General features: G+C 66.9%; 22 protein-coding genes and 4 tRNA genes. 12 read left to right on the top strand and 14 right to left on the bottom strand.

Annotation, left to right across the window (positions count from 1 at the left end; genetic code table 11):
• The first annotated feature begins 83 nt into the window (after nucleotides 1-83).
• Nucleotides 84-159, top strand: a tRNA-Arg gene (locus HMPREF1868_RS07560).
• Between the two features lie 147 nt (nucleotides 160-306).
• Here HMPREF1868_RS07560 and pknB read toward each other — a convergent pair.
• The 6 genes from pknB to HMPREF1868_RS07590 form a co-directional block, all read right to left on the bottom strand.
• A complete protein-coding gene (pknB, locus tag HMPREF1868_RS07565; RefSeq protein ID WP_062531551.1) occupies nucleotides 307-2286 on the bottom strand; it encodes a Stk1 family PASTA domain-containing Ser/Thr kinase in 1980 nt (659 codons plus the stop codon).
• A gap of 89 nt (nucleotides 2287-2375) precedes the next feature.
• Entirely contained in the window at nucleotides 2376-5228 is a 2853-nt protein-coding gene (locus HMPREF1868_RS07570; RefSeq protein WP_062531810.1) for an FtsW/RodA/SpoVE family cell cycle protein, read from the bottom strand.
• A gap of 1 nt (nucleotide 5229) precedes the next feature.
• On the bottom strand, nucleotides 5230-6546 hold the full coding sequence (locus tag HMPREF1868_RS07575; RefSeq protein WP_062531552.1) for a Stp1/IreP family PP2C-type Ser/Thr phosphatase: 1317 nt from the start codon (nucleotides 6544-6546) through the stop codon (nucleotides 5230-5232).
• Nucleotides 6543-6956 carry an FHA domain-containing protein gene (locus tag HMPREF1868_RS07580; RefSeq protein WP_009278308.1) on the bottom strand — a complete coding sequence of 138 codons (414 nt, stop codon included), beginning with the start codon at nucleotides 6954-6956 and terminating at the stop codon, nucleotides 6543-6545. The genes HMPREF1868_RS07575 and HMPREF1868_RS07580 overlap by 4 nt, the downstream gene beginning before the upstream one ends.
• Nucleotides 6953-8035: an FhaA domain-containing protein gene (locus tag HMPREF1868_RS07585; protein ID WP_062531553.1), complete on the bottom strand. Its 1083-nt coding sequence runs from the start codon at nucleotides 8033-8035 to the stop codon at nucleotides 6953-6955. The genes HMPREF1868_RS07580 and HMPREF1868_RS07585 overlap by 4 nt, the downstream gene beginning before the upstream one ends.
• Before the next feature lie 5 nt (nucleotides 8036-8040).
• Complete coding sequence (locus tag HMPREF1868_RS07590) at nucleotides 8041-9816, bottom strand: protein kinase domain-containing protein (protein ID WP_369817537.1); 1776 nt, start codon at nucleotides 9814-9816, stop codon at nucleotides 8041-8043.
• 153 nt (nucleotides 9817-9969) lie between these two features.
• Between HMPREF1868_RS07590 and HMPREF1868_RS07595 the strand changes: the two genes are divergently transcribed.
• Nucleotides 9970-10056, top strand: a tRNA-Leu gene (locus tag HMPREF1868_RS07595).
• Between the two features lie 135 nt (nucleotides 10057-10191).
• On the opposite strand, the gene HMPREF1868_RS07600 is transcribed toward HMPREF1868_RS07595, so the two are convergent.
• Entirely contained in the window at nucleotides 10192-10410 is a 219-nt protein-coding gene (locus HMPREF1868_RS07600; protein ID WP_062531554.1) for a DUF6724 family protein, read from the bottom strand.
• Between the two features lie 153 nt (nucleotides 10411-10563).
• Between HMPREF1868_RS07600 and serS the strand changes: the two genes are divergently transcribed.
• Both serS and HMPREF1868_RS07610 read left to right on the top strand, forming a co-directional pair.
• Nucleotides 10564-11850, top strand: a complete 1287-nt coding sequence (gene serS / locus HMPREF1868_RS07605) for a serine--tRNA ligase (protein WP_062531555.1) — start codon at nucleotides 10564-10566, stop codon at nucleotides 11848-11850.
• A 157-nt stretch (nucleotides 11851-12007) separates the two neighbouring features.
• Complete coding sequence (locus HMPREF1868_RS07610; protein WP_156439444.1) at nucleotides 12008-12376, top strand: hypothetical protein; 369 nt, start codon at nucleotides 12008-12010, stop codon at nucleotides 12374-12376.
• Nucleotides 12377-12469: 93 nt separating this feature from the next.
• Here HMPREF1868_RS07610 and HMPREF1868_RS07615 read toward each other — a convergent pair.
• The 3 genes from HMPREF1868_RS07615 to gluQRS form a co-directional block, all read right to left on the bottom strand.
• Nucleotides 12470-12546, bottom strand: a tRNA-Arg gene (locus tag HMPREF1868_RS07615).
• Nucleotides 12547-12728: 182 nt separating this feature from the next.
• Nucleotides 12729-12820, bottom strand: a tRNA-Ser gene (locus tag HMPREF1868_RS07620).
• A gap of 166 nt (nucleotides 12821-12986) precedes the next feature.
• Nucleotides 12987-13967 (bottom strand): tRNA glutamyl-Q(34) synthetase GluQRS, encoded by a 981-nt coding sequence (gluQRS, locus tag HMPREF1868_RS07625; RefSeq protein WP_062531557.1) that lies wholly within the window; start codon nucleotides 13965-13967, stop codon nucleotides 12987-12989.
• 438 nt (nucleotides 13968-14405) lie between these two features.
• Between gluQRS and arcC the strand changes: the two genes are divergently transcribed.
• The gene (arcC, locus tag HMPREF1868_RS07630) at nucleotides 14406-15371 is read left to right on the top strand and encodes a carbamate kinase (RefSeq protein WP_062531558.1); all 966 of its coding nucleotides are present in this window, start codon (nucleotides 14406-14408) and stop codon (nucleotides 15369-15371) included.
• A gap of 102 nt (nucleotides 15372-15473) precedes the next feature.
• On the opposite strand, the gene HMPREF1868_RS07635 is transcribed toward arcC, so the two are convergent.
• Nucleotides 15474-16109, bottom strand: coding sequence for a hypothetical protein (locus HMPREF1868_RS07635; protein WP_062531559.1), 636 nt, complete (start codon nucleotides 16107-16109; stop codon nucleotides 15474-15476).
• 102 nt (nucleotides 16110-16211) lie between these two features.
• Between HMPREF1868_RS07635 and HMPREF1868_RS07640 the strand changes: the two genes are divergently transcribed.
• Nucleotides 16212-16883, top strand: a complete 672-nt coding sequence (locus tag HMPREF1868_RS07640) for a hypothetical protein (RefSeq protein WP_062531560.1) — start codon at nucleotides 16212-16214, stop codon at nucleotides 16881-16883.
• A gap of 27 nt (nucleotides 16884-16910) precedes the next feature.
• On the opposite strand, the gene HMPREF1868_RS07645 is transcribed toward HMPREF1868_RS07640, so the two are convergent.
• Nucleotides 16911-17828, bottom strand: a complete 918-nt coding sequence (locus HMPREF1868_RS07645; RefSeq protein ID WP_062531561.1) for a YitT family protein — start codon at nucleotides 17826-17828, stop codon at nucleotides 16911-16913.
• Nucleotides 17829-18024: 196 nt separating this feature from the next.
• On the opposite strand from HMPREF1868_RS07645, the gene HMPREF1868_RS07650 reads away from it, so the two are divergent.
• The 5 genes from HMPREF1868_RS07650 to HMPREF1868_RS07670 all read left to right on the top strand — a co-directional run bounded on the left by HMPREF1868_RS07650 (nucleotide 18025) and on the right by HMPREF1868_RS07670 (nucleotide 22541).
• A complete protein-coding gene (locus tag HMPREF1868_RS07650) occupies nucleotides 18025-18651 on the top strand; it encodes a QueT transporter family protein (protein ID WP_009278319.1) in 627 nt (208 codons plus the stop codon).
• 3 nt (nucleotides 18652-18654) lie between these two features.
• Complete coding sequence (locus HMPREF1868_RS07655) at nucleotides 18655-19881, top strand: glycosyltransferase (RefSeq protein WP_062531562.1); 1227 nt, start codon at nucleotides 18655-18657, stop codon at nucleotides 19879-19881.
• A complete protein-coding gene (locus HMPREF1868_RS07660; RefSeq protein ID WP_009278321.1) occupies nucleotides 19874-21220 on the top strand; it encodes a sensor histidine kinase in 1347 nt (448 codons plus the stop codon). Before HMPREF1868_RS07655 ends, HMPREF1868_RS07660 begins: the two co-directional genes overlap by 8 nt.
• A gap of 101 nt (nucleotides 21221-21321) precedes the next feature.
• Nucleotides 21322-22059 (top strand): LytR/AlgR family response regulator transcription factor, encoded by a 738-nt coding sequence (locus HMPREF1868_RS07665; RefSeq protein WP_062531563.1) that lies wholly within the window; start codon nucleotides 21322-21324, stop codon nucleotides 22057-22059.
• Between the two features lie 32 nt (nucleotides 22060-22091).
• Complete coding sequence (locus HMPREF1868_RS07670; protein WP_062531564.1) at nucleotides 22092-22541, top strand: YfcE family phosphodiesterase; 450 nt, start codon at nucleotides 22092-22094, stop codon at nucleotides 22539-22541.
• An 85-nt stretch (nucleotides 22542-22626) separates the two neighbouring features.
• Here the strand turns inward: HMPREF1868_RS07670 and HMPREF1868_RS07675 are convergent, their stop codons facing one another.
• Nucleotides 22627-23322 carry a phosphatase PAP2 family protein gene (locus HMPREF1868_RS07675; RefSeq protein WP_062531565.1) on the bottom strand — a complete coding sequence of 232 codons (696 nt, stop codon included), beginning with the start codon at nucleotides 23320-23322 and terminating at the stop codon, nucleotides 22627-22629.
• A gap of 99 nt (nucleotides 23323-23421) precedes the next feature.
• Nucleotides 23422-23739 (bottom strand): thioredoxin, encoded by a 318-nt coding sequence (trxA, locus tag HMPREF1868_RS07680; RefSeq protein WP_009278325.1) that lies wholly within the window; start codon nucleotides 23737-23739, stop codon nucleotides 23422-23424.
• 121 nt (nucleotides 23740-23860) lie between these two features.
• On the opposite strand from trxA, the gene HMPREF1868_RS07685 reads away from it, so the two are divergent.
• Nucleotides 23861-24418 (top strand): hypothetical protein, encoded by a 558-nt coding sequence (locus HMPREF1868_RS07685; RefSeq protein WP_062531566.1) that lies wholly within the window; start codon nucleotides 23861-23863, stop codon nucleotides 24416-24418.
• Nucleotides 24419-24570 lie beyond the last annotated feature (152 nt).

A 24570-nucleotide genomic window follows, 5' to 3' on the forward strand; every position in this document is an offset into this window, starting at 1 on the left:
AGACTCCGACACGCCGCAATTACTGCGAGACGTGAAGCTTTGTGCTGCGCCCGCGGCCAGGTGATGGTAGAATGCCTTTGCATGGCCCCGTAGCTCAGGGGATAGAGCACAGGTTTCCTAAACCTGGTGTCGTTGGTTCGAATCCAATCGGGGTCACCAGAGAACAAGGCCTCGTATCGCACGCGCTGCGGTACGAGGCCTCTTCTTGTCTTGCCCGCCTCGTGCTCTTGGTGGTCGGACGGACAAGGGAACCCCCGCACCCAGATGGATGGATGCGGGGGTATTCGCACCGTCCGTCGGCGACGCCTACTTCGTCTCGGTCGAGCTGGAGGTGCCGCTGCTCTTGCCAGAGCTACCACCATCCGCCTCGCCCGCTCCATTCGTGCCAGAGCCGGACCCGGTGGAGACCACGATGGTCACGGTGCTTCCCGCCTTCGCGCTGCCGGTGGGGGACTGGCTGATCACGTTGCCCCGAGGGACGCTCGGGCTCGTGGCGTAGGTCGTGTTGACGAGGAAGCCCGCGTTGTCCAGGGCGCTCTGTGCCCCGTCCTCGCTGTAGCCCACCACGTTGGGGATGTTCTTGTCGGCGGGTCCCGTTGAGACCGTTATGGTGATGGTGCCGCCCTTCTCTGCGGTGCCGGTGGGAGACTGGCTGATGACCTCGCCCTCTTCGACGCTGTTGCTCGAGCTGCGCTGGACGCTCACGCCGAAGCCGCTGTTCTGGAGCGTGTTCCTCGCACTCTCTTCGCCGTAGCCCGTGACGTCGGGCACCTCGGCGGTCTCGACGCCCTTCGAGAGCTGGTAGGTTACGGTGTCACCTGCCTTGGCCGTGCTGTTGGCCGCGATGCTCTGCTGCGCGACTTTGCCCACCTCCACCTCGCTGCTATAGACGGAGTCGCCGGCCTGGCCCACGAGGTTCGCCTTGGCAAGGGCCTGCTCCGCCTCCGAGGGCGAGAGGTTCTTGAGATCGGGGACCACGACGTCCGCCGCGGGCTCGGGGCCCTTCGAGATGACGATGCTGATTTGGGTGCCACGCGCCTTCTCGAGACCTGCGTCGGGGCTCTGGTCCATCACCAGTCCAGATGCGACGGTGGAGCTGTAGGACTCCTTGACCGTGCCCCGTTCGAAAACCGAGGCGTCGATGGTTGCAAGAGCCTGCTCCTCGGTCAGGTTGGACAGGTTGGGAACGCTTGCGGTGGCGTTGCGGTTGGTGAGGAGGCTGGCTATCGCGACGATGGCGGCGATGAGCGCCAGGGTGACGAAGACGGTTCCCAAGACGAGCTTGCGCCTGCGGCCGTGTGCCTCGCGTTGTGCCTTCTCTCGCGCCTGCTCTGTCGCGCTTCGGGGCCGGCCGTGCCCGTTGGCCTGGATGCGGGGGATGGACTGGGTGCTGTTGACGGGTTGGAGGGGTGCCATGACTGGTGTGGTCGGAATCGCCGTCGTGGCCGTGGCGCTGCTCACCGCCTGCATCCTGCCAGCGAGGTAGTCGCGCAGGACGTGGTAGAGCTCGTCCGCCGTCTGGAAGCGTGCCTCGGGGTCCTTCTGCATGCACTTGAGGATGATTCCCTCGAGCGCGCTGTCCACGCTGGGGTTGAGCTGGCTGGGCGGCTTGGGCTGCTCGTTGACCTGCTTGAGGGCGACCGATATGGCATCGTCCCCGTCGAAGGGCACCTTGCCCGTGGCCGCCTCGTACATGACGATGCCCAGCGAGTAGATGTCCGTCGTGGGGCCGAGCTCCTTGCCCTGGGTCTGCTCGGGAGAGACGTAGTGGGCTGTGCCCAGCACTGAGTTGTCGGTGGTCAGATGGCTGTTCTTGGCACGCGCGATGCCAAAGTCCATCACCTTGATGTTGCCGTCAGGCTGCACCATGATGTTCTGCGGCTTGATGTCGCGGTGGATGATGTCGTGGCGGTGCGCGACGGAGAGCGCCTGCGCAATCTGCGAGCCCACCTGGGCGACCTTCTTGCCGTCCAGGGCGCCATGCCTGCGGATGCCGCTCTTGAGGTCGGTCCCGCGGAGGTACTCCATGACGATGTAGTAGGTGTCGCCGTCGCGCCCCCAGTCATAGACGGAGACGATGTAGGGGCTCTGCAGCGCCGCGGCCGCCTGGGCCTCCTGCTTGAAGCGCGCGGCGAACGACGCGTCACCCGCGTACTGAGGCAGCATGGTCTTGATGGCGACGGTCCTGCCCAGCACCTCGTCCAACCCGCGGTAGACCACGGCCATGCCGCCGGCACCAATCTTGTCCTGGACCGTGTAGCGTCCGCCTAGCACCCTGTCTGACATCATCTCTCCCATCGCATGCGCGGCAGCACCCGCGCCGTCTTACCACGTTCGAGGCAGGCAGCGCCCTCGCCTGCCGTACCCCCAGGCCCCTAGAGGTTCGCCCCTGCCGCCTGGACGCTCAGGCAGGAGGCGAGGACCTTGCCCGCCACCCTCGCAGCCCTGCCCTGCACGTCGTTGTCCTCGGACCCCTCGATGCAGACCGATATGGCCAGGGTTGGCTGGTCATAGGGGGCAAACCCGACGAAGAGCGAGTTGGCCACCGAGGAGCTGACCTCCGCGGTGCCCGTCTTGCCCGCCACCTTGACGCCGCTCACGCGCGCCGCGGTGCCGGTTCCGCCCTCGACCACCTGGAGCATCGCCTCCTTGACCGAGGCCGCCGTCTGGGCGGACACCGCCTGGCCCAGGGCCTTGGGCAGCGTCGTCGAGGAGGTGGTTCCCTCGGGGCTCAGGATGTGGTCCACGAGGTAGGGGTTCATGGCTATGCCGCCGTTGGCGATGGCCGCGGCCATCACGGCGTTCTGCATGACGGTGGTTTGGGGGCCAGCCGGGCTGTCGTGCATGCCCACGGGCTGTCCCACGGCGGCCCAGGCAGTCTCCCACTCGCTCATCTCGGCGGGGTCGGGCATGAGCGAGGCAATGGTTGAGAAGTCCTGGCCGATCTTGCTGCCGTAGCCGAAGGCCTTGGCATAGCTCACGAGGAGCTTCCCGCCGAGCTCCTGGCCTAGCTGGCCGAAGACCGTGTTGGCGGAGAAGGCCAGGGCCTCCTTGAGCGTGAGGGAGTCCCACTCCTCCTGGTCGACGTTGGTGATGTCAGCCCCGCCGATCGAGATGCTCGCGGGAGCCGGGAAGCTCGTGTCGAGCGTCGCCTTCTGGGAGTCAAGCGCGGCGGCGAGCGAGAGCACCTTGAAGGTGGACCCGGGGGTGTAGAGGGTCTGCGTCGAGCGGTCCATGAGGGAGCCCCCGCTGCCGTCCGACGTCATGACCTCCTCGATGCTGTCGTAGTCGTAGGAGGGCGCGGAGGCCTTCGCCAGCACGGCCCCCGTCGAGGGGTCGAGGACGACGATGGCGCCCCTCTCGCCCTCGAGCGCCGACTCGGCGGCGCGCTGCATCTGCGAGTTGATGGTGAGGACCACCGACGACCCGGGGTTGGCGATTCCGGCCATGGAGAAGAGCGCGGACTTCCAGCTCGAGTAGTCGGCCCTTCCGGTGAGTGCCTCGTTCATCGACGCCTCGACGCCCGTCGCGCCATAGCGGGTGGAGAGGTAGCCCACGGTGTGCGCGGCGAGCGCGCCAAGGGGATGGCGGCGCACGTAGCTGCCGTCCTCCTGGGGGGTAGACTCGGCGAGGGTCTGTCCGTCGGAGGTGATGATGGCCCCGCGCTGCACCTTGGCGCTCTTGGCGATGGTGTGATTGTTGTTGGGCAGCGACTGGTAGTAGTCGGCCTTCGCGACCTGCACATAGCTCAGGTTCGCCACCAGGGCGACGAACATGAGCGAGAAGACGGCGAGGAGCCTGACGAGGCGGTTGCCCAGGGCGACGCGGCCCAGTACGCCCGACTCGGGGGTGAGGATGCCGAAGCGTCCGCGCGCATGGGAGCCGTGCACGACCTCAGACGGGGCTTCGACGGACGCGACCTTGCCGGTTCCCGAGGCCTGGACCATGGCCTCGCGACCCGTGCCCTCGTCCCCGGTCTTGAGGAGCAGCGCGACGATCACGAAGCTTGCGAGGAGAGAGCTGCCCCCCTGGCTCATGAAGGGCAGGGTCACGCCCGTGAGGGGGAGCAGCCTGGTCACGCCTCCCACGATGAGGAAGGCCTGGAACACCAGGGCGGCCGTGAGACCCACGGCCGTGAAGGCGGCGACGTCCGACTTGGCGCGGGCCGCGGTGGCGAATCCCCGCACGGCGAGGAGCAGGTAGCAGATGAGGACGGCCGAACCGCCTAGGAGACCCATCTCCTCTCCGATGGCGGAGAAGATGAAGTCGGACTCGACCACCGGGATCAGCTTGGGCAGGCCCTTGCCTATGCCGGCGCCGGTGAGCCCTCCGTCGGCGAGGGAGTACAGGGACTGGACGATCTGCAGGCCCGCGTTGCTGGGGTCCTTGAATGGGTCGAGCCAGATCTGCACGCGCGTCTGGACGTGGCTGAAGAGCACGTAGCAGAGCGCCCCGCCCACGGCCAGGAGGATGAGGAAGGCAAGCACGTAGCTCACGCGTCCCGTGCATACGTAGAGCATGATCACGAAGAAGGTGAAGAAGAGCAATGCGCTTCCCAGGTCGCGCTCGAAGATGACGATGAGCAGGGAGACGCCCCACATGACGAACATGGGTGCGAGCATACGGGGGTGGGGAAGCGAGAGCGGTCCCACCTTGCGGGTCGACGCGGAGAGGAGCTCGCGGTTCTCGGCCAGGTAGGCGGCCAGGAAGAGGACGACAAGCACCTTGGCGATCTCTCCGGGCTGGAAGGAGAGGCCGCCCAGCTGGAGCCAGAGCTTGGAGCCGCCCTTCTCGGTGCCCACGAGCATGGGCAGCAGGAGGAGGGCCACGCCCGCGACCCCCATCGTGTACTTGTACTCCGCGAGCGTGTCCACGCTGGGCACGGCGACGAGGACCGCCACCATGACGGCGACGGAGACGAAGAGCCACATGACCTGTCCGCCCGCGAGGTCGGGGGCGAGCCTTGACACGAAGGTGATGCCCACGCCCGAGAGCAGGAACACTATGGGAAGGATCGCTGGGTCGGCGCCGGGGGCGTAGATCCTGATGGCGACATGCGCCACCGCGAAGGCGGCGAAGAGCCCGATGGGCAGCGCGAGGGAGCCCAGGGTTACGGCGGCCTGTGCGTTTGCTATGTACATGGCATAGAGGAGCACGACGGGGACGGCCCCGAGGACGAGGAGCAGGAGCTCCGTGTTGCGCCTTGTGTTCGCATGGCGTTCTGCCACGTCACTCACCACCCTTGCCCGACGACCCCGAGCCGCCGCCCTCTTCTGGTGCGGCCTGTATCTCCTGCGGGCTCGAGACCTCGGTGCCGGCCGTGCTGCGGTCGGCGGTGACGGCGGCGGAGCTCTTGTCAGAGTCGATCTGGTCGCGGTAGCCCTCTATGGCCTCGCGGGCCTCCTCCTCGCTGTTGACCAGGATGCCGCTCCTGAGGCGGTCCTGGATCGCGAGGGGGAGGTCGCTGGTCTTGACCGAGGAGGTCTCGGCCAGGCTCGAGAGCGGGATTCCCAGGAAGCTGCTCTCCATGCCGTGGTAGATGCCCACGGTCCCATCGTTGTCGCCCAGGTACCAGGAGCTGCCCACGAGCTCCGCCCCCAGCGCGGCAAGGACCACGACGAGAGCGAGAAGCGCGCCGACGATCCCCATGGCGACCCTCCGGCGGCGGTGGAAGTGCGCCTCGACCATGCCGTCGTCCGTCACGTCCACGACCACGATGGTCACGTTGTCGTGCCCGCCCGCGGCGAGCGCGGCAGACATCAGGTTGTCGGCCGCCATCTGTGGCAGGGGGGACGAGACCGCGATTGCCTCGATCTCCGAGTCCTCGACCATGGACGAGAGGCCGTCGGAGCAGAGGATGACGCGGTCTCCGGCAGTGACGTCCAGGGTGAAGTGGTCTGCGTACATGTCTGGGTCGGAGCCCAGGGCGCGCGTGATCACGGACCTGGAGGGATGCACCCGCGCCTCGTCGGCGGTTATCTCCCCCGCGTCGACAAGCTCCTCGACGTAGGAATGGTCGTGCGTGAGCCTGACGAGGGTCCCGTGGTGCAGGAGGTAGATGCGCGAGTCGCCCACGTGGGCTATGGCCATCTTGCCGTTCTCCACGAGGACGCAGGATGCCGTGCAGCCCATGCCGGGCTTGCCCAGCCCCTCGGCCGCCCCCTGGATGACGGCGAGGTTGGCCGCCTCCACGGCCGCGCCCAGGAGCACGTCGTCCGCATGGAGGGGCAGCCGGGAACCGATGGTCTCCACGGCTATGGAGCTTGCCACCTCGCCGGCGGCGTGCCCGCCCATGCCGTCGCACACGGCGAAGGCGGGGGGTTGCACCAGGAAGGAGTCCTCGTTGTGGGCGCGCACCAGGCCGATGTCCGTGCGCGAGCCCCACGAGAGCTTGGTCGTGGAACCGCTCTTGGACTCGCTTCCCTCGCGCGACCCTACCGCGACGGTGTCGTGGCCGGGGCTGTTGACGGGCTGGGCCGCCTCGCCCTCGCCCCCGCCGCGCAGGATTCGCTCGAGCTCGTCCCTATGTAGGGGAAACGGGCTCATCGGCGGCTCACGCGCATGACGGCGTTGCCAACCTGGATCTCGTCGCCGTCGCGCAGGGTCACGGGCTGGGCTATGGGGTGGCCGTTCACCAGGGTCCCGTTGGTCGAGTTGAGGTCCTCGAGCACGAGGGCCGGTCCCTGTAGGGTGAAGCGGGCGTGGGAGGATGAGACGAAGGGCTCGTCAATCACGATGTCGGACGAGGGGGAGCGTCCCACGATGACGGGTCCGAGCATGTCCACGTGCAGGCCGCGCAGGGACCTCTCGCCCTTCTCGACGTCGACCGACCAGATGGCCGAGTCGCGCCTCTGGCCGCGGACGAGGCCTATGCCCGTTTTCATCACGGCGAAGAGGAAGAGGTAGAGGAGGATGACGAGCGCAATGCGCCCGCCAAAGAGGACGAGGTCTATCATGCGCGGCTCTCCCTGAACTCAAGGTTCATGAGGCCCAGGGTGATGAGGTCGCCGTCCCTCAGGATGCAGCTGTCGACGTCGATGTCGTTGACCCTGGTCCCGTTGGTGGACCCAAGGTCGGCGATGCGCCAGTCGTGGCCGTCGTAGCTTAGCTCGGCGTGCCTGCGCGAGACGTTGGGGTCGCGCAGCACGATGCCGCCCTGGGTGCGCTCCCTGCCGATGATGGTGACCGGCGAGCCGCCGGTGTAGGTGCGTCCGCTCTGGTGGTCGATGAGCAGGCAGCTGGGGCCCTCCTCCGGAAGCTCGCGGGACGTCTGGGCGCGCTGGGGGTTAACGAGGGGGACGCTGCGGCGGACGGTCGGGGGGATGTCCACGGCGGGCGATGCGGGTGCCACGTCCTCGGCCGCGACTCCCGCCTCCTGCACGGAGTCGTCCACGAAGTCGGTGGGGAGGACGTTGAGGCCGGCCGAGGCGTCGCCCGCGAGTGGTGCGACGAGGGGGGCGAACTCCTCGGCTGCGGGTGCCTGGATTTCCTCCCAGGAGGGCACCTGGGCCTCGAGCCGCTCGGCGGGCTCGGCATGCGCCGCCTTCCTGGGCTCGGCGAGCCTTGCCTTGCGCGGCGCGGGCTGGGCCGGACGCGCCGCCGCGCCGCCGATGCCGGAGGACCCCTTGACGAAGGCCTCCTCCTCTTCCCTCAGGCGTCCCAGGGTGTGGGAGTCGACGTTCTCCGCGAACACGGCGAAGCGCCCTGCCTTGAGGGAGGGGTCGACCATGAAGCGCGCGAGGGGCCTGCCCACGAAGGCGTAGCCCTTGGCGTCTGCCTGGGCCTCGACGAAGCCGCAGACCTCGTCGGTGAGCTCGCGGTACAGCGGCCGCATGGCCGCGTCGTCCGCGGGGGCGACGAGAATGGTGTACAGGGCGGGCGCGGTGTCCACGCCGTCGATCTGGAAGGTCTCCGCCTCCATGGCCCGCGCGGCGCGCTTTGCGAGCTTCTTGAACGAGAACGGGGCGGGCTTTCCCGACGCGCCGGCGCCGAAGGCGTCGCTCACGCGGCTCTCGAAGGTCCTAAGCAGATTCATGGAACTCACCAGCCCCCTCGGGTGCGGGAATAGGGCCATTCAGCCTGACGGCAAGACACAAAATCACACAACAGACTACCGCAACGACGGTGGCCGGCCAGCTCGGGGCCACCCAGGTGCCCCCATTTTCCATCCGCGCGGCGACTGCCCTGACGCCGACAGAGCCTCCAAGGGCAAGCAGTTGTGCCAGGTACTGGGCGGCGGGAGTCTCCCTCCAATGGGCGAGCAGCGAGGCCAGCCCGGCAACCGCGGCGCCACCGGCCAGGACCAGCCAGGAGCTGGGTCGGAGGGCCAGGTCGAAGAGGTCGCGCGCCACCGCGGGCGCGTCGAAGCCGAGCCGCCACGAGCTCATGAGGCAGTGGGCGAAGGCCCAGCCCGCCGCCGTGGCGAGGGCGGCACGCGGCGGTCCGAGGACCGACGTCGCAAGGGGGAGCCCCGCCAGCGGGCTCTGGGTCAGGGAGGGGAGGAGGAGGGTCAGGCTGCCGAGCGGGTCCCTTCTCCCCTCGCGGGCCCACCAGACGAGGAAGGCCAGCGCCAGCGCCATGGGGAGGGCAAGGCCCGTGACCGTGGACTGGTCGAAGAGGCTGGCGCAGAGGCAGAGCGTCGCGAGGAGCCCTCCCAGCGGGGTCCAGGCCGCCGTCAGGCCGGCGCAGGCAAGCGCCAGCCACGGCCTCCACGATGCCTGTGCGAGCTCGACCCCGCCCAGGGCCACCCAGGTCGCGGCGAGGGCTGCTAGGGAGCAGCCAGCGCGTGTGACGAGTTGCGGGAGCCAGGGGTAGCGGTACGAGAGGGACAGCTCCTCGTAGGGCCGCTCCAGGGAGCCCGCCCCGTCCTCGTCCGCGTCTTGCTCCATGAGTGCGCTCAGCGACTCGGCGCCCGCCTCGGCGTCTCCCAGCGCGAAGGAGAGCTCGTCCCTGAAGGCCTCGACGGTAGGGACCCTCCCCGCGGGACTGGGGCTCAGCGCCTGGCACATCACCTCGTCGGCCATGCCGGCGAGGCTGGGGTCGAGCTTGGCGAGGGTGGACTTGGGGCCCTTCTCGATCTTCTTGAGCGAGAGCTCCGCGCTTGGCGCCGCGAAGGGGTTCTCGCCCGTGAGGGCCTGCCAGACCACCACCGCGAGCGAGAAGATGTCGCTGCGCTCGTCGACGAGCCCCCCCCTCGATCTGCTCGGGGGGCATGTAGCCCACGGTGCCGCCGCGCGCGTCGCCGAAGCCGGTTGCCGAGGCAAGCGTTGCCATGCCAAAGTCACAGAGCTTTATGGTTCCCGAGCGCTCAATCATTATGTTGGTGGGCTTGATGTCCAGGTGGAGGACGCCGTTCTCGTGCGCGAAGGCCAGGGCGTTCCCGACAGACCTCACCAGGTGGGCGCACTCGTCGTTGGTGAGGGTCCCCCCCTCCACCCGCGCGAGGAGCTCGGACAGGGTGAGGCCGTCCACGTACTCCATGACCAGGTAGGCCCAGTGGCGGTCGGCCTCGAAGTCGAACATCGTGACGATGTTGGGGTGGGCCAGCATGCTGGAGGTGCGTGCCTCCGCAAGGGCCTCCATCACCGTGGACGTGCCCGCGGCGCCCGTCCCCTGGGCCACGAGCGGCATGCGCTTGATGGCGACGCGGCGCTGGAGGCGGGTGTCCCAGCAGGTGAGGACCGTGCCAAAGCCACCGACGGTGCCCGGGTGCATGACGCGGTAACGCCCCAGCAGGAGCTGGTCGCGCGTCTGTTGCTCGTATGCCTGGCCGTATGGTGCCGAAGAGGCACCCCTGGCTCCCAGAGTGTCTGCCATGGCTCGGGTCTCGTTTCGATTTAGCTGCTGTGCTCAAGAGCCATCCGTGTCTACCCATTCTAGCGCCCAACGCGCCGCGGCGGCGGTTTTTGCGAAACGAGGGCAGATTTCTGTTGCACGCCATCGGAAGGTGGTAGTAGAATCCATGCCTACGCGGGCGTGGCGGAATTGGCAGACGCGTACGGTTCAGGTCCGTATGAGAGCAATCTCATGAAGGTTCAAGTCCTTTCGCCCGCACCATGATCGCTTGGCCCCGGTTTCGTCCGGGGCTTTTTTGTGCCCGGAGTCGTCGCTCGAATCTCCATCAAAGGACAAGAAGTCGGGGGAGAGGGGCATGCCCCTCTCCCCCGTGGGTCTGCGCCAGGTCGGGCGTGCCTACTTGTTGTCGTCCTCGAAGTCGTTCCAGCCGCTCTCCGAGTCATCCTCGTCGAAGTCGAAGAGGTCCCAGTCGCCCTCGGACTTCTTGTGGTTCTTGTACAGGGCACGAGTGCGTCGCTCGAGCACGAGGGAGATGATCAGGAAGAGGACGATCCCGCCCAGGATGAGGGCCAACACGCCCGGGCGCGTTCCGAAGAGCCAGCTGAAGAAGTCCATGACGTGCCCTTTCCATAGCATGCGCGGCCCTGCGTGCCGCGCACTCGTCCAAAAGCAGCACAAGTATATACTTGCGATACGTGCGCGACCTCGCGCCAGGGGTTGGGGCGCCGCACCCGAACCCAAAAGAATCCAGACCATGAGGGGAACGACATGCTCGACATCAAGTTCGTCAGGGAGAATCCCGACGCCATCGATAGGTCCTGCGAATCCAGGCAGAACGCCCACTGGGACCGCAGGCGCTTCTTCGAGCTGGACGACGAGCGCCGCCAGACCATCGTGGAGGTGGAGGCGCTCCAGGCGGAGCGCAACGCCGCCTCCAAGCAGATTGGCCAGCTCATGCGCGAGGGCCGGTACGAGGAGGCCGAGGCGGCCAAGGCCAAGGTCGCCGCGGGCAAGAGCCGCATCGCCGAGCTTGACGAGCGCAGGGGGGCGCTGGACAAGGAGCTCTTCGACCTCGTGGCCGCCATACCCAACATCCCCGACCCCAGCGTCCCCTATGGCAAGGACGACTCCGACAATCCGGAGGTCCGTCGCTGGGGCACCCCGCGCGAGTTCGACTTCGAGCCCAAGGCCCACTGGGACCTCGGCCCGTCGACGGGCATGATCGACTTCGATCGCGGCGTGAAGCTCGCCGGCGCCCGCTTCTACCTCCTGGGCGGCATGGGGGCCCGCATGGAGAGGGCCCTGATCAACTTCTTCATCGACATGCACGACAGGGCGGGGTTCAAGGAGTGGTGGCCCCCCGTCATCACCAACCATGACTCCCTCTTTGGCACGGGCCAGCTGCCCAAGTTCGACGAGGACCTCTATCACGTGCGCCCCGACCTCTACCTCATCCCCACGGCCGAGGTACAGCTCACCAACATCCACCGCGACGAGGTGCTCGACGCGAGCCAGCTCCCCCTGCTCTACACGGCCTTCACCCCCTGCTTCCGCGAGGAGGCGGGCTCCGCAGGCCGCGACACCCGCGGAATCATCCGCGTGCACGAGTTCGACAAGGTGGAGATGGTCAAGTTCGCCAAGCCCGAGGACTCCATGAACCAGCTCGAGAGCATGGTCGCCGAGGCGGAGCTCTGCCTCCAGACCCTGGGCCTTCCCTACCATGTGGTCACCCTCTGCACCGGCGACATCGGCTTCAGCGCCCGCAAGTGCTACGACATCGAAGTCTGGCTCCCCAGCTACGACAACTACAAGGAGATCTCCTCCTGCTCCAACTGCTGGGACTTCCAGGCTCGTCGCGCCAACATCCGCTACCGTGACCCCTCCGAGTTCAAGGGCACCCGCTACGTGCACACGCTCAACGGCTCGGGGCTTGCCGTCGGGCGCACCATGGCAGCCATCATGGAGAACTACCAGAACGCCGACGGTAGCATCACCATCCCCGAGGCGCTCGTGCCCTATATGGGCGGCGTGGAGGTCATCAAGCCCGAGGCGTAGCATCGGAAGGACATGCATGAGGTCGAGAGGCGTCCTTCGGGGCGCCTCTTCCTCCCCCGCCCGACCCGCTCGATATAACAGAACATATGTTCTGTTTTTCTGATACAATGGGGGCAGGGCGAGAGAAGGGGAGAGAATGCGCAGGCCGAGAAGAGAATTGCTCCACAGCCGTCAGGAGGGCCAGGAGGAGCGCCATCACCTGTACGAGGAGTCCGCAGGGCAGATTTCCATAGCGGAACGCAGCATGGGGCCCGTGACGAGTGCGGTCTTCGGCATACCCCTCCACAGGCACAGGATTCTGATGGAGAAGGGGCTCGTCGGGCGGCTCGTGGAGCTGCTGGGCGGAACGGAGGGCGAAGGCACCACGGTCTCTCTGGCCCGCTACTTCGAGGAGGGCCACTGCCTTCTCGACCTGGAGGACGCGATGGATAGGGCGGGCCTTCCCTATGCCTACGAGGCCCAACGTTCGGGCTACGTGATCTTCAGGCCCAGTGGGGAGGAGCTCCGCCTCGCCCTCGATGCATAGGCAAGCGGGCAATTTGTCATGGGGTAGCTTGCGGGTGGCATGTGGAAGGGCATGAAAAAAGCCACCTGCCCGAGCAGGTGGCTTTGCATTCGCTGGTGCGGCGTACAGGATTCGAACCTGTGACGTTCTGATTCGTAGTCAGACCCTCTATCCAGCTGAGGTAACGCCGCGTTGCAGGAATTAGAATGCCATCCCCACCACCATGAGTCAAGCGAGAATCTTGAAATATTTAGGAGAACACAAGAAATGCCTGGTAGAAGCTAGAAAACTTTTTTGTGTAGATGCACCTCTAAGTCTATGCCCGGAAATAAAGAAAAAGCCTGGGACGCGTCGCGTTCCAGGCAGCAGAATCTGGCGGAGAGCTGGGGATTCGAACCCCAGATAGGATTTGCATCCTATACTCGCTTAGCAGGCGAGCACCTTCGGCCTCTCGGTCAGCTCTCCGTTCGAGGTGCTAGAGCATGATACCCCACAACGGGCTCGCGTCACAACGGGGACGGGATATTTGTCTGGCCTGTGGAAACGTTGTCATGGGCGGTGGTTGGCGAGCCCGCCCTCCTCGCGGCGACCAAGGGTTGGCCCCCCAGCGGATGGGTGGCCCGTTCGCCGCCTACGCAAGCGCGTCTGCCACCAGGTCGTCCCGGTGGCTTCGTATCGCGTCCCAGGAAAAGCGCCGCGCGAGCTCGTCCGCCGCAAGCTCCTCCCCAGGCTCGGCAAGCCCGACGCCCTGGCAGAGAGCGCCGATTACCCTCTGGGGCTTGACGCCGGAGGCTCGGAGCGCGCCGAGGTCGAGGTCCCGATCACGCTTGGAGAGCCTGCGCCCCGAGGGGGCGACGACGAGGGGGACATGTCCGAAGGTCGGTGCCTCATGCCCCAGGACATGCGCGAGGTAGGTCTGCCGCGCCACGGACCCCAGCAGGTCTCGGCCGCGCACCACCTGGTTGATGCCCATCAGGGCGTCGTCCACCACGACGGCCAGCTGGTAGGCCACGACCCCGTCGCTCCTGCGCACGAGAAAGTCCCCGCATTCGCTTTCCAGGCACTCCTCGCGCCGTCCGAAGCCAAGGTCCTCGAAGGCGATGCTGGCATCGGGCTCCCCACGACGGGGGACGCGCAGCCGCGTCGCGGAGGGCCTCTCCCTTGACCTCCGTGCGACCTCCTCGGCGGACAGGTCCCTGCATGTTTCCGAATAGACGTAGGTGCCGTCCGAGGCATGGGGTGCGGTGGCGGCGTGCAGCTCTGACCTGCTGCAGAAGCAGGGGTAGGTGAGCCCCCTCTGGCGCAGCTCCTCCAACGCCCCGAGGTAGACCTCGGTCCTTTGGCTTTGGAAGTGCGGGCCTTCGTCCCAGTCGAGGCCGAGCCAGCGGAGGTCGTCCATGAGCAGCTCGCTGCGACGACTGTCCTGCGCCCGAGGGTCGAGATCCTCGATGCGCAGCACCATGCGGCCCCCCGCGGAGCGGGCGGAGGCCCAAGCCATGAGGGCCGAGAAGGCGTTGCCCAGGTGCATGCGCCCCGAGGGGGTCGGGGCGAAGCGGCCCACCACGCCATGGGCGGCGCTGCCGTGGGGTGCTGTGCGGACGTCTGTGCTCATGGCGAGAATCGTAGCGCAGGGGGGCGGGCCCGTGTCCCGTCCCCCTGCGGCGGTCGGCCCATTTGCACATATAGAAAAGAAAGAAAGAAAAAGAGAATATATCCAATACTTTGAATCCATCGGACAAGGCTGGGTGCCAAGGGGGCGAAGCGGGGGTCGGCCCTTGTGGGCAGCATCTTGTCCGCATCCAGATAGTCGCAGCTAGGACGAGCAAGGCTGGCACCATAGCTGCGGTAGAGATATGTGGGAAAACGTCTCCTGCCCCGCAAACGGTCCCCCTCTGGTAGAGAAAAACCTACCGTTTGGGGAGTGCATATATTCTCTAAATAAAGTAGATTCGATACGGACTACCATTCGATACGTTACGAGCCACGAGCCCGTTCCTGACGCATCTGGAACCACGCCAGGCAGAACTCAGCACACAAGGAGGAAAGAAGCATGTCCAAGGCCCCCGGAAAGCCCAACCGCGTCGTCATCGCACTCGGCGGCAACGCACTCGGCGACACTCCCGAGGAGCAGATCCGTCGCGTCCGCGAGGCTGCCCCCACGCTGCTCAAGGTCATCGAGCAGGGCAACGAGATCATCATCACCCACGGCAACGGCCCGCAGGTCGGCATGATCCAGAAGGCCTTCACCTACGCCAACCAGACCGACCCCAAGATCCCCAGCATGGACCTGCCCGAGTGCGGCGCCATGTCCCAGGGCTACATCGGCTACCACCTGCAGCAGGCCATCGGTGCCTCCATGCACAAGGCCTACAAGCGCTGGCACGTCGCCTCCGTGGTCACCCAGATCGAGGTCGACCCCGACGACCCCGCGTTCCGCAACCCCACCAAGCCCATCGGTGCCTTCCTGACCAAGGAGCAGGCTGACGCCGAGAAGGCGGCCCACCCCGAGATGACCTTCGTCGAGGACTCCGGCCGCGGCTACCGTCGCGTCGTCGCCTCTCCCGAGCCCAAGAAGATCGTCGAGTACGAGAGCATCCTCAACCTGCTCGACAACCAGTTCATCGTCATCGCCTGCGGTGGCGGCGGCATTCCCGTGGTCCGCGACTATAGCGACAAGGGCGCCTACAAGGGCGTCGCCGCGGTCATCGACAAGGACATGGGCGGCGAGCTCCTCGGCGAGGACTGCGACGCCGACGTCCTGGTCCTGCTGACCGCCGTCGACCACGTCGCCATCAACTTCGGCACGCCCGACCAGAAGGACCTCGAGGAGATCAACGTCGAGGAGGCCAAGAAGTACGTCGAGGAGGGCCAGTTTGGCAAGGGCTCCATGGAGCCCAAGGTCAAGGCTGGCATCAAGTTCGCCGAGAGCCGCCCCGGCCGCGTCTGCATCATCGGCTCCCTGGACAAGGCCGCCGAGGCCATGGCCGGTCTCTCAGGCACCCGCATCACCGCCTAGGACACGGCGCCGGCATCATCGCCCGAACGCAAGGAGGGGCCGCGATTCGTCGCGGCCCCTCCTCCTGTGCGGGTCCCCGCGCGTCAGCGGGACACATGAGGCCTACGTCAGGTCACGTCCGTAGAGGTAGACCCGAATCACATTGCCGTCGGCGTCCGCGACCACCTCGTGTGACGATATCCTGCTCAGCCCCCGGTGCTCGTAGTAGCCCCAGTCACACTCGTCGTCGGTCGTGAGGAAGAAGCTCGGGGCACCGGCGCGCGCGATCAAGGATGACATGCGGTCGAAGAGGCCGCTGCCCATCCCCAGACCGTGCGCTTCGGGGCTCACGGCAAGGAGCGTCATCTGCGCCTGGGAGAAGCGCCCTCCCCTGCGGGAGTAGTCCGCCGCAAGCGAGAACTCGCTGCGGTCGATGGCGAGCGCGGACACCAACTCACGGGCCAGGCCGAGCCCCTCGGCCTCTGCCAAGAGCTCCTTGCGACGGCCCTCCCAGCGCGGCGCCCTGCGCCCGAAGCCATCGCGCGCCAGCACGACGCCCAGGACGTCCTCCCCCACGCAGCCGACGAGGCCAAGGGACGAGGCGGAGAGGTACGTCGCCGCGGCAAGCTGTCCGGCCCTGGCCGCGACGCGCTCGTCGAGCCCGGCGCACCAGAGCGTCTGGTAGAGCCCTGCCACCGCGTCGAAGTCCCTCTCCTCAAACGGACGATAGGCGACGTTCTCCCGTGCGAGCCGCGACATTCTGCGCTCTCCTCCCCTAGGCCTTGAGATGTGGCGTCCCAGGACCATATCATTTCGAGTTGCTGGCCCGCGTCAGGAGCGGCCACCCGAGAAGGGACGAACATGCCCGAAACCAAGCCTTACGACAGCGACTTCATGCTCGGCGAGCCCGCGCTCGTCTGCCGTTGGCGCCTCGCGGGGGCGACCCTCCCCCTCGAGAACCGCCACCTCCGTGCCCTGAGCCGTCGCCACCTGGGGGACGCTCCCCTGGACGACAAGCTCGTGGCCTGGGCAAAGCAGCACATAGAGTGGACCCTCGCGTCCGGGGCGGCAGAGCATCCCGATGGCGTCCTCATGCTGATGGTGGACGAGCGCGGCAGGGCGGCGATGACAGTGGGTCCCTACGAGCCCCTGACGGACCGCCGACTGCCCGCGCTCCTGGCCCGTGCCGACCTCGCGGAGAGGGAGGCGGACCAGACCGACGTCGCGCCCGAGACCATATGGTCGGTCGTTGACGGAGGTCTCGTCTGGGGCTTGGGGGAGGGATGCGTCCCCTCCGGGACGGCCTCGCTCGTGGAGGACCTCGCCCGCACGCTTGGCATCTCGGTGGAGCGCAGGTCGGGCCTCCTCGACGAGGTCCGCTCTGGGGGACTTGCCTTCGACGAGGCCTTCGTGGTGTCCGACGAGCATGGGGTGGTCCTGCCCGAGGGATTAGCCTGTCCCTTGGGCGAGCGATTCCTCGAGGGATACGGGACGCTGCTCCGGAAGGCGCGCAGACTGGGCCAGGGCTCCTGACGGAGGGCTACCGCGCGCGGGCGTCCGTCAGACGCCGCGGAAGCCCCTGCCGATGATCTCGGAGCTGTTCACTATGGTGATGAAGGCGCTGGGGTCAGACCTGCGCAGCTGGTTGCGGAGCTTGGCGGCCTCGCGTCTGCTGAGCACCGTCACCAGCACGCGCTCCTCCCGCCCGCTGAAGCCACCCCACTCCTTGCGGACGGTCGCCGTGCGGTGCAGGACGGTCACTATGAAGCGGAGCACCTCGTCGGGGTTGCGGCTGATCACGGTGCAGACCTTGAGCGTGTTTATGCTCTCGATGAACACGTCCACGAAGAAGGCCTTCGCCAGTAGTCCCAGCACGCAGTAGAGCCCCGTCCGTGGGCCGTAGATGACGGCGGCGGCGGCCACGATAAGGGAGTCCACCACCATGAGCGCCTTGCCGATCTCGAGCGAGGTGTGCTTCTTCAAGATCATGGCCAGGATGTCTGTTCCTCCCGTGGAGGCGCCGATGTTGAAGACGATGGCGCTTCCCACCGCAGGGAGGAGGACCGCGAAGATCAGCTCGAGGAGCGTGTCGTCGGTGAGTGGGTGGGGCATGGGCAGCAGCAGCTCGAGGAGGCTGATGTACGCCGAGAGGGCGAAGGAGGTGTAGACCGTCCAGCCCATGGTCTTGCGGTCGAGGGACACGAGGCCCAAGACGACCAGGATGGTGTTGATCACCCACATGAAGGCGCTCACGGGGAGCCCGGGAAAGAGTGTCGCGAGGATGATCGACATGCCCGAGGTGCCGCCGAGGGCGAAGTGGTTGGGCGACTTGAAGAGCTCGACTCCCAGCGAGGTGAGGAAGATGCCCAGGTTGAGCGTGGCGAAGAAGCGCAGCTTGCCGGGATGCTCCCTTCGGTTCGCGATGCGTACGGACTCCTCGATCTGCGAGGCGGAGAGTTCCTCCTGAATGCCTGACATTACCCAGCCGTCCCTTTGACATCCGATGCGGCGCAGCCCCTCTGGCCCGCCGGCCCCGCCATGATGCTGTGGCCGGGCGCCCATGTCAAGGAGCCCGCACGAGCTGCTCGCCCAGGGGGCCCGAACCGTGGGTGAGGGTAGAATGGACTGGCACTTGCTACCGACGGGCCAGACGCCCACAGAAGGAGGCTCCACGTTGTTCGCTTCTCCCAACTCAACTAAGAAGCAGCTCACCCCCACCCGAATCACGCGCATCGCCACCATCGCCGGCCTGTATGCCGCGCTGACCCTGGTCTGCATGGCCTTCCTGGGCGGCCTCTCGTGGGGGCCCGTGCAGCTCAGGCTCTCCGAGGCGGTCTGCGTCCTGGCCCTCCTCACCGCGGACGCCGTCCCCGGCCTTGCCCTGGGCTGCGCCATCGCGAACATTGCGAACATCGCGCTCTCCGGGACTGGCCTCCTGGGCCTTCTGGACGTGGTGTTCGGCACCCTGGCCACGACCCTGGGCGCCCTCGTCACCTGGAGGCTGCGTTCCCGCCCGTCCGTGGCCGTCCTGGGGCCCGTCCTGGCCAACGCCCTCATAGTCCCCGCCTACCTGCCCCTGCTCCTCCAGGGCCTGGGCTTCTACACCATCCCCTTCACGTCCATCGCCTTGGACGGCGCCTATCCCGCCATGTACCTCTTTGGCTTCGTCGCCTGTGGCCTGGGTGAGGGCCTGGTGGTCTATGCCCTGGGCCTGCCCCTCTTCAGGGCGCTCCTCGCGAGCCCGCTTCCTCGGCGTCTGTTGCAGGACGAGGCTGCCCCGACGGCGACGGAGGGGGCGTAGCCCTTGAATCCGGTCGTGGTCATACCCTCCTATTGGACCTGGCAGGACGAGCCGCTCGAGATCGGGCGGGTCGGTGCGTACGATCATGCGACGCCCATAGCGAAGCCCCTGCCCGAGCTGGAGACCTGCCTCGCCTCGCTCGATGCGGTCCGCGGGGTCTTGAGGGTCGTGGTTCTCCTGGTGGCGCCGCGCTCCTGCGCGGAGGGCGCCCGCGCTCGCGTGGACGCGATCTGCCGGTCCCACCCAAGGCTCAACCCCCTGGTGGTGGACCAGCGCGAGGCCGACCTGGTCACTCGTGCCGTGGAGGCCATCGCGCCGAAGATGGACAGGGAGAGCGTCTCGCTCAGGGGCTACGGCGCGATCCGCAACATGGGGCTCGCCGTCGCCGCCGTGCTCGGACACGACGTCGTGGTCTTCCTGGACGACGACGAGGTGGCCCTGGACGAGAACTTCCTCATCGACGCGCTCTTCGGCCTGGGGCTCGACAACCGGCAGGGACTTCCCATCATGGCGAAGAGCGGCCACTTCCTGGACCGCTCGGGATCTCCCTACGCGGACGTCTCCAAGCCGCATTGGCGGGACCGCTACTGGGCCAAGCGCGTGGAGTTCAACCAGTGGATGCACCGTGCGCAGACGGGTACGCGCATCTCTCGCTCCAACTACGTCTGCGGCGGCTGCTTCGCCGTCGCGGCGCAGGCGTTCTGCAACGTGGCCTTCGACCCGGCCATTCCCAGGGGCGAGGACCTCGACTACCTGCTCGACCTGCGCATGCACGGCCTGGACGTGTGGTTCGACAACCAATGGAGGGTGCGCCACCTGCCGCCCGAGTGCCCCTCGCGCGCGGCACGCTTCCTGCAGGATGTCTATCGCTGGGAGTACGAGGTCGCCAAGCTGCGCTTCGCCAACTCGAGCATCGGCCTCCGCCAGGTGCGTCCGGAGTCCCTCAGGCCGTACCCCAGCGAGTGGGTCTCTCCCGAGGTGAGCCACAGGATCGCGCTGACCTCGCTCCTGCGCGCCATCGCGGGCCCGGAGCGCATGGCCTACCTCAAGATCTTCCTGCGCGGCCGTCGCAAGGCGCGCGCCTGGGCCGACCGCCACTGCTCGAGCTACTTCGCTTTCCAGACCTATTGGCCAAAGATCATGGGGACGCTCTGGCAGGACGCGCTGCTGGCCAGGCGTCTCGTCCATAGTGGAACCCCCGTGGCGCAGGATGGCGGCACGCATGCGTAGGTTCGTGATGGCGCACTTCAGGCTCCTCGTGAACACGCTCCTGGTGGCGTCGTCGCTCGCGCTCCTGGTGCTTTTGGGCTGGGGGATCGGTGTGAGCAACATCACCGCGGCGGTCGTCGCGGGCGCGGGCCTCGCCGTCGTGATCGTGGCGGGCGGCTCCGCCCTCATGGCACCGGACGACCTGAGGTCGCAGGCGACCGAGAGGACCCTGCGCGTCGCGTCCGGGACCCTGCGTCAGATGTCCGCCGGCCTCAGCCCCGAGAGCGCCATGGCCGTCTGCCAGCTGGTCCTTCCCGAGACCACGGCATCGGCCATAGCCATCAGCGACGACAGGCGGACCATCGCCTTCGTGGGCGACGACCTCTCGGGATTCAAGGTCGGTGCCCCCAACAGCGACCCCACCCGCGAGGTCCTGTCCAGCGGACACGTGCAGACCTTCACCAACCTCGACTGGGACGAATGGGCCGACATGGAGGTCGGGCTCTCGCGCGATGCCCGCGAGCAGGTGCTTCCCGTGGGCATCATCGCGCCGCTCGAGGTGGCGGGCCGACCCGTGGGGACCTTCAAGCTCTACTACCGCCACGGCCGGGACGTGGACCGCACCCAGCTCGCCATTGCGCGCGGCTTCGCGGAGCTCCTTTCTACGCAGCTCTCTGCCTACGAGCTCGACCGCCAGGCGGAGCTCACGGCACGTGCCGAGGTCAAGGCCCTGCAGGCCCAGATCAACCCGCACTTCCTCTTCAACGCGCTCAACACGATGGCGTCGCTCACGAGGACCGACCCCTCCCGCGCCCGCGAGCTCCTGCGCGAGTTCGCCGTCTTCTATCGTCGTACGCTCGAGAGCTCCGAGCAGCTCATCCCCCTCGAGGAGGAGCTGGAGCAGACCAGGCGCTACCTCAAGATAGAGAAGGCGCGCTTCGGCGACGACCGTATCGTCGAGACCGAGCGCGTCGAGCCCGGATGCGGTAAGGTGCGGGTTCCGGGCTTCCTCGTGCAGCCCATCGTGGAGAACGCGGTGCGCCACGCCATGAGCGACGAGGGACCGCTCCACATCGACGTGCAGGTTGTCTCGGACGGGGGAGACGTGCTCATCGCCGTCGCCGACGATGGCCTCGGCATGAGCGAGGAGGTCGCCAACGGACTGCTCGAGGCCAGCGCCGAGGGCAGGGGCATGTCCCAGAGCGACAAGGGGACCGGCATCGCCCTGCGCAACGTGGCCGAGCGCATCGAGCGCTTCTTCGGCATGGGGTCGGGGGTCGAGATCATGAGCCGTGAGGGTGCGGGCACCTGCGTCACGCTGCGGCTTGTGGGAGCCGCACCCACAGGGGGCGCGGGCTAGCGCCAACAGGCGTAAGATGGTGAATTGGGCCCTGACGTGGTCATTTTGGTATTCGTAGGCATTCGGTTACCGCCGCCGGCGGAAGAAAGTTGGCTGATTGCATGCTTAACGTTCTGATCGTAGACGACGAGGCTCCCGCCCGTTCCGAGCTCAGGTTCCTCCTGGACGAGACCGGGAGGGTCGAGTCCGTCGAGGAGGCGAGCAGCGCGCGCGAGGCCGTCGAGGCACTTGTGCGCAGCAAGGAGGGTGCCGAGCGCCATCCCGATGTGCTCTTCCTGGACATCTCGATGCCCAAGACCTCTGGCATGCAGCTCGCCGAGGCGCTGAGGAAGCTCAAGAACCCGCCTGCCGTGGTCTTCGTCACCGCATACAGCGAGTACGCGCTGGACGCCTTCAACGTCGACGCGGTCGACTACCTCATGAAGCCGGTCGAGACCGATCGCCTCTCCCAGGCCCTCGACAAGGTCGAGGCGCGCCTCAAGCCCGCTCCCAGCACCCGCGTCTCCATCGAGCGAATTCCGGTGGAGAAGGGCGGACGCAAGGTGCTGGTCCCCGTCGACCAGATTCGCTTCATCGAGGCGAAGGACGACTACTCCTGCATCTACACCGACGAGGACCGCTTCCTCTCGACCATCTCCCTGGCCAAGCTCGAGCAGAGGCTCGTGCCCCACGGCTTCTTCAGGGTGCATCGCGGCTACATCGTGAACCTCGACCACGTGGAGGACGTCGAGGTCATTTCCAGCGGAATCCTGCAGCTGGGCCTCAAGGGCATTCCCGAGAAGAAGATCCCCGTCTCGCGCCGCCGCGTGGTCGCGCTCAAGCGCGCCCTGGGCATCTAGGCCGCCGACAAGACGGACCCGACGGGAGTTCCATGCGCTACGACATAGTCTCTGACACCCACGGCCACCTCTCCGCAGAGTTGCTCCGGGCACTTGAGGGCGCTGACGTTATAGTGCACGCCGGTGACATGTGCTCGACGGCGGACGCGCGCCGCCTGGAGCGGATAGCCCCCCTGAAGCTCTGCAAGGGCAACAACGACTGGGGCTACGACTACGGCCCTTTCGTGGGCAACGTCACCCATTTCTTCGCCAGCGGCCTGCGCTGGCAGGTCTGCCACTACCAGGAGAGACTCGACCTCGAGGTCTGCGACGTCGCCATCTGCGGACACACGCACCGCCCCCTCCTGGAGCGAGACTCCCGCACGGGAGTCCTGGTCATGAACCCGGGGAGCCCCAGCCTGCCCCGTGGCGGCGGCCCGACCATGGGCAGGATCATCGCGGAGGACGGCAGACTGCTCAAGGCAGAGATCGTAGGCCTGTGAGCGATTCCGAGCCAGGATGAGGCGCACCTCTCGCCTGGAAGGGGCGAGAGGTGCGAGCTTCCCGTTGCCGGCTGGGTGCCGGGGGCTATGGCTCTTGCGCCGCCCGACGCTCCGGCCCATGTCCCTCAGGCAGGAACATGGGCACGAAGATGCGGGTGTACGCGCAGAGCCAGGCGATGGACACACAGAATCCGGCAATCACGTCTGACGCGTAATGGACACCCAGATAGATGCGGCTCAGGCCGACGGCGACGATGACCAGCGAGAGCCCGCTCATGCAGAGGACCTTCACGAAGCGGTCCCCCTCGTAGCGCCAGACCATCCACACCAGGAGCCCATAGAACGCCATCGCCACCATGGAGTGGCCGGAGGGGAAGCTATAGCCGGACTCCGCGATGAGCCGGTAGCCCTCGGGCCGGGGTCGCTGCACGAGCTCCTTGAGCACCAGGTTGAGCGCAAGCGCCAGAGCAAGGTTGACCGCGGCGCAGAGGCCGGGACGCCTTCCGGGGGCGAAGGCCTCGACGACCAGGAGCATGACGACGAGGACGACGGGAAGCGCGAGCTCGGATATGGACTGCATTATGGGAGTGAGCCACTCGCTCCTCATGTGGAGCACGACGAGGTAGTAGGCCCATCCGTCCAGGGCGAGGAGCCCGTCCTCGTGCACCTCCTCGAGCAGTGCGATGAAGCCCACCACGGCGAGGATGAGGACTATGGTCCAGAGGTTCTTGCGCACGAGGCGCCCGAAGAGGTCGAAGGTTTTACTGACGCGCTCGCCCATGTGGACCCTCCAGCCAGAGACAAAAAGAGACGGACGCGTGGGCGTCCGCCTCCAAGGGTATTACTTCGGGCCGCCAAGGGGCTGCCCTTCTCAAAAGGCTTAGAGGTTGGCGTTGAGCTCGCTCAGGAGGTCAGCCTTGGGCATGTTGCCCACCATGGTATGGGCGGGCTTCCCGTCCTTGAAGAGGATCAGGGTGGGGATGCTCACGATCTGGAAGCGCTGGGCGAGCTCGCCCTCGTCGTCGACATTGCACTTGTAGAGGACCATCTTGTCGGACAGCTCGTCGGCGACCTGTTCGACGACGGGACCCAGGGCGCGGCAGGGGCCGCACCAGGAGGCCCAGAAGTCCACCAGGACGGGCTTGTCAGAGTTGGCGAGGACAGAGTCGAACTCGGCGTTGGTGATAGCGTTGGCCATTGTTGTCTCTCCTTGTGTAGGGTGCCTTGCGGCGCTTGCTCTCTGGGCGGCTTATACCCCATAGCGGTGGCATGCCGGCAGTAGAATCGATAAGTGTGGAAACGGTGACGGAAGGCGGGCAATGAGGGGCGAGCGCGAGCTAAGACGGGATGCCTACCTGCGCAAGCAGCGCTTCGAGTTGGCATCCCTCGCCGAGCGCGACGTAAACATGTCCGGAAACGCCTTCTCGTCCTGCCTCTTTGTGAAGGGGTCCCTCTCAGGGGACGAGCTCGCCGGCGGGCCGCTCTTGGGTGGTGCGGACGGCGAGGCGCTGCGCGCGGCGCTGGCGGCGCTGGGATACGCGCCGGAGGACTGGGTGGCCCTGGGCGCCGTGGGCCTCGGCTCGACAGCGCCGCTGGACGCGGCGCTTCTGCGCGAGGCGGTCTGCGTACTGGACCCCGCGACGGTCATAGCGGTGGACGGCGTCGCCGCCATGGCGTTGCGCGACGCCTACGCCGCGGAGCTGGCAGGGCTGCCGGACTTCGACGCCGCCATGCTCGAGGAGGGCGTCGTGGCCCACGTCCTGGGCATGCGCGTCATGGCGCTGGGGGAGTTTGCGGCCTCTCTGGGAGACGGTCGCCAGAAGCAACTCATGTGGGCGCGCCTCAAGAGGTTGCCGCCGCTGGGTGAGCCGTACTAGCCCAGGGCCGTCGGCGACGGCGTGCTTCGTGGTTCCTGGCGGGGGTGCTATGACGGAAGCTCGCCCCTCTCGCCCTCGTATCGGGTTGGCGCGGGGTCGAGGCGTTCCCAAGCATCTGCCAAACGTGACGTCCGACCCCTCCGTTTGCGCTA

Origin of the sequence: Olsenella sp. DNF00959 (assembly GCF_001553055.1) — a bacterium.
Classification (GTDB): domain Bacteria; phylum Actinomycetota; class Coriobacteriia; order Coriobacteriales; family Atopobiaceae; genus Olsenella_I; species Olsenella_I phocaeensis.

Excerpts from the sequence above, each read along its gene's own strand:
- pknB (WP_062531551.1), bottom strand. The coding sequence starts at position 2,286 with ATGTCAGACAGGGTGCTAGGCGGACGCTACACGGTCCAGGACAAGATT.
- HMPREF1868_RS07575 (WP_062531552.1), bottom strand. The coding sequence starts at position 6,546 with ATGAGCCCGTTTCCCCTACATAGGGACGAGCTCGAGCGAATCCTGCGC.
- HMPREF1868_RS07580 (WP_009278308.1), bottom strand. The coding sequence starts at position 6,956 with ATGATAGACCTCGTCCTCTTTGGCGGGCGCATTGCGCTCGTCATCCTC.
- HMPREF1868_RS07585 (WP_062531553.1), bottom strand. The coding sequence starts at position 8,035 with ATGAATCTGCTTAGGACCTTCGAGAGCCGCGTGAGCGACGCCTTCGGC.
- HMPREF1868_RS07590 (WP_369817537.1), bottom strand. The coding sequence starts at position 9,816 with ATGGCAGACACTCTGGGAGCCAGGGGTGCCTCTTCGGCACCATACGGC.
- HMPREF1868_RS07600 (WP_062531554.1), bottom strand. The coding sequence starts at position 10,410 with ATGGACTTCTTCAGCTGGCTCTTCGGAACGCGCCCGGGCGTGTTGGCC.
- serS (WP_062531555.1), top strand. The coding sequence starts at position 10,564 with ATGCTCGACATCAAGTTCGTCAGGGAGAATCCCGACGCCATCGATAGG.
- gluQRS (WP_062531557.1), bottom strand. The coding sequence starts at position 13,967 with ATGAGCACAGACGTCCGCACAGCACCCCACGGCAGCGCCGCCCATGGC.
- arcC (WP_062531558.1), top strand. The coding sequence starts at position 14,406 with ATGTCCAAGGCCCCCGGAAAGCCCAACCGCGTCGTCATCGCACTCGGC.
- HMPREF1868_RS07635 (WP_062531559.1), bottom strand. The coding sequence starts at position 16,109 with ATGTCGCGGCTCGCACGGGAGAACGTCGCCTATCGTCCGTTTGAGGAG.
- HMPREF1868_RS07640 (WP_062531560.1), top strand. The coding sequence starts at position 16,212 with ATGCCCGAAACCAAGCCTTACGACAGCGACTTCATGCTCGGCGAGCCC.
- HMPREF1868_RS07645 (WP_062531561.1), bottom strand. The coding sequence starts at position 17,828 with ATGTCAGGCATTCAGGAGGAACTCTCCGCCTCGCAGATCGAGGAGTCC.
- HMPREF1868_RS07660 (WP_009278321.1), top strand. The coding sequence starts at position 19,874 with ATGCGTAGGTTCGTGATGGCGCACTTCAGGCTCCTCGTGAACACGCTC.
- HMPREF1868_RS07665 (WP_062531563.1), top strand. The coding sequence starts at position 21,322 with ATGCTTAACGTTCTGATCGTAGACGACGAGGCTCCCGCCCGTTCCGAG.
- HMPREF1868_RS07670 (WP_062531564.1), top strand. The coding sequence starts at position 22,092 with ATGCGCTACGACATAGTCTCTGACACCCACGGCCACCTCTCCGCAGAG.
- HMPREF1868_RS07675 (WP_062531565.1), bottom strand. The coding sequence starts at position 23,322 with ATGGGCGAGCGCGTCAGTAAAACCTTCGACCTCTTCGGGCGCCTCGTG.
- trxA (WP_009278325.1), bottom strand. The coding sequence starts at position 23,739 with ATGGCCAACGCTATCACCAACGCCGAGTTCGACTCTGTCCTCGCCAAC.
- HMPREF1868_RS07685 (WP_062531566.1), top strand. The coding sequence starts at position 23,861 with ATGAGGGGCGAGCGCGAGCTAAGACGGGATGCCTACCTGCGCAAGCAG.